The sequence below is a fragment of the Saprospiraceae bacterium genome, assembly GCA_016713025.1.
Lineage (GTDB): Bacteria > Bacteroidota > Bacteroidia > Chitinophagales > Saprospiraceae > OLB9.
This window is the reverse complement of record JADJPZ010000004.1, coordinates 4,194,753-4,201,203: the sequence shown is the minus strand read 5'-3', so window position 1 is coordinate 4,201,203 and position 6,451 is coordinate 4,194,753. Positions and strand designations below refer to the sequence as shown.

The window sequence follows — 6,451 nt, the reverse complement described above, 5'->3', positions numbered from 1 at the left end:
AAATCTGTTTTCCGAAGTTGAAGGAACGACTATAGAAAAATATTTCATTGCTCAAAAAATTGAGAAGGTGAAAGAACTTTTGGTTTATGACGAATTATCATTAAGCGAAATTGCTTATCAAATGAATTATTCGAGTGTTGGATATTTGAGCAATCAGTTTAAAAAAGTTACAGGACTTACCCCTACTCACTTTAAGAATATCAAGGAAATAAAGCGCAAACCACTAGACGAAGTGTAAATGTTACAAATACAATCCAAAATCAGGTAACGGGTAAGAAATGTAATGTTGCCACCTTTGCCTTGTAATTAAATAAAAAGGTATGGCAACAAATAATAATGAATTTAGGATACCACTTGAAGGCGTTGAAAGTGAACACTGTGCTTTAATTGTGGACAATGGATTGGCAAAACTTAATGGTGTTGAATCACACCGAGTGGAACTCAACAATAAGGAAGCAATCATTGAAACTCAAAATCGGGAAACAGTTTCAGAAGCTGTAAAAACTATTCGAGATTTGGGTTATGGAGTAACTACCGTAAAGAAATCATTCCCTGTATTACAAATGACGTGTGCTTCTTGTGCGATTAGTGTGGAGAGTATGCTTAAATCTCAGGCAGGAGTTGTGAATGCAAGCGTGAATTATGCAAATGCAAAGGTCTCAGTAGAATTTATACCGAGTTTGATACAAGTAGAGCATTTGAGAAAAGTTGTTCAAAGTATTGGTTACGATTTGTTAATTGATGAAAGTCCTTCTGGTGATGAGACCATTGAGCATATTCAGAAAGAAAACTTTAAAACTCTCAAAAGAAAACCTATTGGGCGTTGATACTATCCATTCCTGTAGTAGTAATCGGAATGTTCTTTATGAATATGCCCTTTGCGAATGAAATAATGTGGTTTTTAAGTACCCCAGTTTTATTTTGGTTAGGGAGAGATTTTTACATCAATGCTTGGAAACAAGCCAAACATCGATCTGCCAATATGGATACTTTGGTGGCATTAAGCACAGGTGTTGCTTACATTTTCAGTGTTTTCAACACACTGTTTCCTGAATTTTGGCACGAAAGGGGATTACACGCTCACGTTTATTTTGAAGCTGCTTCTGTTATCATTGGCTTTATATTATTGGGTAAACTATTGGAAGAAAAAGCCAAAGGAAATACTTCATCTGCAATAAAGAAATTGATGGGTTTACAGCCAAAAACAGTAACGATTGTACAGGATGGTGGTTATCAAATGGAAATCCCCATTGAGCAAGTTGAAATAGGTAATACAATTGTGGTAAAACCAGGCGAGCAAATTGCGGTAGATGGAATAGTAATTAACGGAAGCTCTTTTGTAGACGAAAGTATGTTGAGCGGTGAGCCTGTTCCTGTGTTGAAAAATGAAAACGACAAAGTATTTGCGGGAACTATTAATCAAAAAGGTAGCTTCCAATTTAAAGCCGATAAAGTAGGCAGTGAAACTATGCTTGCACACATTATCAAAATGGTGCAAGACGCACAAGGCAGTAAAGCTCCTGTCCAAAAATTGGTGGATAAAATTGCAGGAATTTTCGTGCCCATTGTAATTGTAATTGCCGTTGCTTCATTTATAGTATGGAACATCTTTGGCGGAGACAATGGCTTTACTCAGGGATTGTTAGCTCTTATTACCGTATTGGTTATTGCCTGTCCTTGTGCTTTAGGTTTAGCTACTCCGACTGCAATTATGGTTGGTGTGGGCAAAGGAGCTGAAAAAGGAATCTTAATTAAAGATGCAGAAAGTCTTGAGTTAGCAAAAAAGGTAAATGCTGTAATACTCGATAAAACAGGAACCATCACAGAAGGTAAACCTGTTGTAACGAATGATTTTTGGACTGAAGAAACCCCGATATTAAAACAAATACTATTCAGCATTGAAAAACAATCTGAACACCCATTGGCAGATGCGGTTGTTTCTCATTTAAAAAATCAGAATACCGTTTCAATAACTCAATTTGAAAGTATCACAGGAAAAGGAGCAAAAGCTGAGATTGACGGTATAACTTATTTCATTGGAAACAAAAGACTGATACAAGAAAATGAAATTTTGATTGAAAATGCGGTTGCTCAAAAAGCCAATCAATGGGGCAATGAAGCCAAAACAGTAATTTGGTTTGCCAATACGAAAAAAAAACAATAGCCATATTAGCAATAGCTGACCAGATTAAAGCAACTTCTAAAAAAGGCAATTGAAGAATTACAGCTATCAGGCATTGAAGTTTATATGCTCACAGGCGACAATGAAATGACAGCCAAAGCTGTTTCAGAAAAAGTTGGAATCAAACATTACAAAGCAGAAGTACTGCCTGAACATAAAGCCGCATTCGTTAAACAATTGCAGCAACAAGGAAAGGTTGTAGCGATGGTTGGCGATGGTATCAATGACAGCACAGCATTGGCACAAGCAGACGTGAGTATAGCAATGGGCAAAGGAAGCGACATTGCAATGGATGTAGCTAAAATGACTATCATTTCATCAGACCTTACAAAAATCCCCGAAGCAATTCATTTATCAAAATCAACAGTTCGCACCATTAAACAAAACCTGTTTTGGGCATTTATTTACAATTTGATTGGTATTCCTATTGCAGCAGGTATTTTATACCCGATTAACGGTTTCTTACTTAACCCGATGATTGCAGGTGCAGCAATGGCATTGAGCAGTGTAAGTGTAGTAAGCAATAGTTTGTGGTTGAAGTATAAAAAATAATCAGACGTAAATGTTACAAATCAATTCAAAAATACAGCAATGGATTTAGACTGAATGCTTGCGAAATTTGCAGTATATATTTTAAACAAACATTAAAATGAAAACGAACGATAAAACATTAAAATTCAAAACCAACATCAACTGCGGTGGATGTGTGGCTAAAGTTACTCCATTCCTCAATGAAGGTGAAGGCATCTGTCATTGGGATGTGGACACCGCAAGCAAAGACAAAATTCTTTCTGTGCATTCCGAAGGAATTACCGAAGAAGAAGTAATGCAAAAAGTAAAGGAAGCAGGATTCAAAATTGAATTATTAACCCAATAAAAAATAACAGATATGAACTTAATTTCAAAAATATCAGCAGCAACTATATTGCTATTTTCATTTTCCTCTTGTAATGCTCAAATTAAAAATACTAAAACTGAGAGTGTAAAAATTTATGGTAACTGTGAAATGTGTGAAAAGACCATTGAAACAGCAGGAAGTGTAAAGAAGATTGCTAATGTGGACTGGAACAAAGACACTAAAATGGCAACAATCACATACGACAGCACCAAAACAAATCAAGATGAAATTTTGAAACGTATTGCATTGGCTGGTTATGATAGCGACAAATTCCTCGCTCCAGATGATGTGTATAGTAAACTTGCTGGATGTTGCCAATACGAAAGGGTAAACAAAACGGCAATTGTTTCAACCGCAGTTATTGAAGACCACTCAATGCACAATCAAGAAAACGTAGTTGAAACGAAGCAAGAAGTAAATCAACTGAAAACGATTTTCGAAAGTTACTTTGCTTTAAAAGATGCTTTGGTAAAATCAGACGGTAAATTAGTTTCAACATTAGCTAAAGACGTACTTGCAAATATCAATTCGGTTAAAATGGAAAAACTCTCATCAGAAGAACACACTGTTTGGATGAAAGTGATGAGTAGTTTAAAATCAAATACCGAAAAAATTGCAGCTACTACAATTATAGAAAAACAGCGTGTCGTTTTTATGGATTTGTCAGCAAACTTTTATGCTTTGCTCAAAGTCAGTAAACAGGATTATTCTATATACTATCAAAATTGCCCAATGTATAACGATGGTAAAGGAGCAAATTGGTTGAGCAAAGAAAACGCAGTAAAAAATCCATACTACGGTTCGCAAATGCTTACTTGTGGCAAAACAGTAGAAACCATTAAATAAACTCCAATTTGGCGTAATCGAAAACGGTTACGCCATTTCTTAAACTCAACAAATGAAAATCTTAAAATGGTTCTACAAAATATTCTTTCAAAAAAATTGCTGCCGATAGTATTTTTACTATTGGTCAGTAATAATATATCCGCTCAAAAAACAGTTCGTTACGACCTTTATGTAAAAGACACTTTGGTAAACTTTACTGGGAAATTCAAAAGAGCCATAGCCGTAAACGGACAAATCCCTATGCCAACGCTCGTCTTTACAGAAGGCGACACAGCAGAAATTTACGTTCATAATTTGCTTAAAGAAGAAACATCTTTGCATTGGCACGGCTTATTTTTACCCAACAAAGAAGATGGCGTTCCTAATTTGACGCAAATGCCAATCAAGCCAAATACTACACACGTTTACCGTTTTCCAATTATTCAAAATGGCACACATTGGTATCACAGTCATTCGGGTTTGCAAGAACAAATAGGAATGTATGGCAATTTTATAATGCTCAAAAAATCTGATGACAAAACATTTCGAAAGGGAATTGATGATTTACCTACCGTTCCCATTGTATTAAGCGAATGGACAGACTTAAAACCTGAAAACATTCACAGAATGTTGCATAATGCCAACGATTACCCAGCATTGAAAAAAAATGCCGTTCAAAGTTATGCAGAAGCCATTAAAGCTGGGCATTTCAAAACTAAACTCAAAAACGAATGGAAACGAATGTTGGCAATGGATGTAAGCGATGTGTATTACGAAAAAATATTGATGAATGGCAAATCCATTACCGACCTTTCAATAATTGACGGAAAGGAATTAAAGGCAGGCGACAAAGTGCGTTTAAGAATTTCAAATGGTGGTGCTTCATCTTACTTTTGGCTTACTTATGCAGGTGGAAAAATTACCGTAGTTGCTAATGATGGCAACGATGTAGAGCCTGTTGAAGTAGATAGATTGATTATTGCTGTTTCTGAAACCTACGATATTATTGTAACTATTCCTGCCGAAAATACGGCTTTTGAATTTTTGGCAACCACCGAAGACAGAACCAATTCTGCATCATTATACATTGGCAACGGCATAAAACAACTGAAATCATCACAACCAAGATTGAAGTATTTTGAAGGAATGAAGATGATGAATGATATGATGAAAATGAATGGCGATTTGGACGATATGGGAATGAATATGAGCCTAAATCAAATGGATATGAATGTGGTAATGTATCCGGAAATTACTGGAGACAGCAAACCAAAACAAAGTGATAACGACCCAAACCGATACAACGCCAATGCTTTGGCAGATATTGTTACGTTAAACTATGCAATGTTGAAATCACCCAACAATACTTCACTTCCAAAAGATGCACCCGTAAAAGAGTTAAAATTTACACTAACAGGAAATATGAACCGCTATGTTTGGAGTTTAGATAATAGAGTAATATCTGAAACTGATAAAATTCTAATCAAAAAAGGTGAAAATGTTCGTATCGTTTTATATAACAACTCTATGATGCGACATCCAATGCACTTGCACGGACACGATTTTCGTTTACTCAATGGTCAAGGCGCCAATGCACCCTTAAAAATGTTGTGGACATTATGCCAATGGAAACCGATACATTGGAATTTAACGCCAATGTAGAAGGCGATTGGTTTTTTCACTGTCATATTCTCTACCATATGATGAGTGGTATGGGCAGAGTATTTACTTATGAAAATCAAGCTCCAAATCCTTTAATAACAAATCCTAAATTGGCTCAACGTAAACTATTTGCAGACGACCGTAAATTTCATTTTATGGCAGACAACGATTTTGCTACCAACGGAAACGATGGAATGGCAATGTTACAAAACACTCGTTGGAGCATAGGTTCAGAATGGCGTTTAGGCTACAATGATATGCACGGCTATGAAACCGAAACACATATAGGACGATACATTGGAAAAATGCAATGGCTGATGCCGTTTATTGGTTTTGATTGGCGTTACAGAAAAATGGGAATTGATGAACAAGAAGAAAATTTATTCGGACAAGTAAATAAAAAAGACAACAGAACTGCTGTAAGTTTAGGGTTTATGTACACGCTTCCAATGTTGGTGAATTTTCAGGCAGAAGTGTATCACGATGGAATTGTTCGACTTTCTTTAATGCGAGAAGATATACCGATTACGAAAAGAATAAGAGCTGGTTTTATGGTAAATACAGACAAAGAATTTATGGTTGACTTGCGTTATATCATAAATAGAAATATGGGGATTAGAACACACTACGATAGCGATATGGGATTTGGAGTTGGACTGACATTAAATTATTAATTGCTACCCAATTTGCAAGCACATTGCCAAAGCCCCACAAAGCCAACACGCAGACCAAAGCTTTGTCAAAGAGCTTGCAAAGCCAACGCAAGACAAAATTGTTTTAAAAAATTTACCGACCCTTCAAAAAAATAAAAAACGCAACGCACAACCCAACAGACAATGACACTGACACTGAATCTCAACAATCACAATGGTTTACAAGGACAG

Annotated in this window: 3 protein-coding genes and 2 pseudogenes; all 5 read left to right on the top strand. The window is 36.0% G+C overall.

The genetic code is table 11. The features are described 5' to 3' along the window. The coding region (locus IPK35_24285; protein ID MBK8056300.1) for a helix-turn-helix transcriptional regulator at positions 1–238 on the top strand (238 nt) is incomplete at its 5' end. 82 nt (positions 239–320) lie between these two features. Continuing rightward, positions 321–2,734 (top strand): annotated as a pseudogene (locus IPK35_24280) (copper-translocating P-type ATPase). A gap of 97 nt (positions 2,735–2,831) precedes the next feature. Next, complete coding sequence (locus IPK35_24275) at positions 2,832–3,059, top strand: heavy-metal-associated domain-containing protein (GenBank protein MBK8056299.1); 228 nt, start codon at positions 2,832–2,834, stop codon at positions 3,057–3,059. A gap of 12 nt (positions 3,060–3,071) precedes the next feature. Then, a complete protein-coding gene (locus tag IPK35_24270; GenBank protein MBK8056298.1) occupies positions 3,072–3,926 on the top strand; it encodes a DUF3347 domain-containing protein in 855 nt (284 codons plus the stop codon). A gap of 66 nt (positions 3,927–3,992) precedes the next feature. Beyond that, a pseudogene (locus IPK35_24265) lies at positions 3,993–6,241 on the top strand (multicopper oxidase domain-containing protein). Positions 6,242–6,451: the final 210 nt, after the last annotated feature.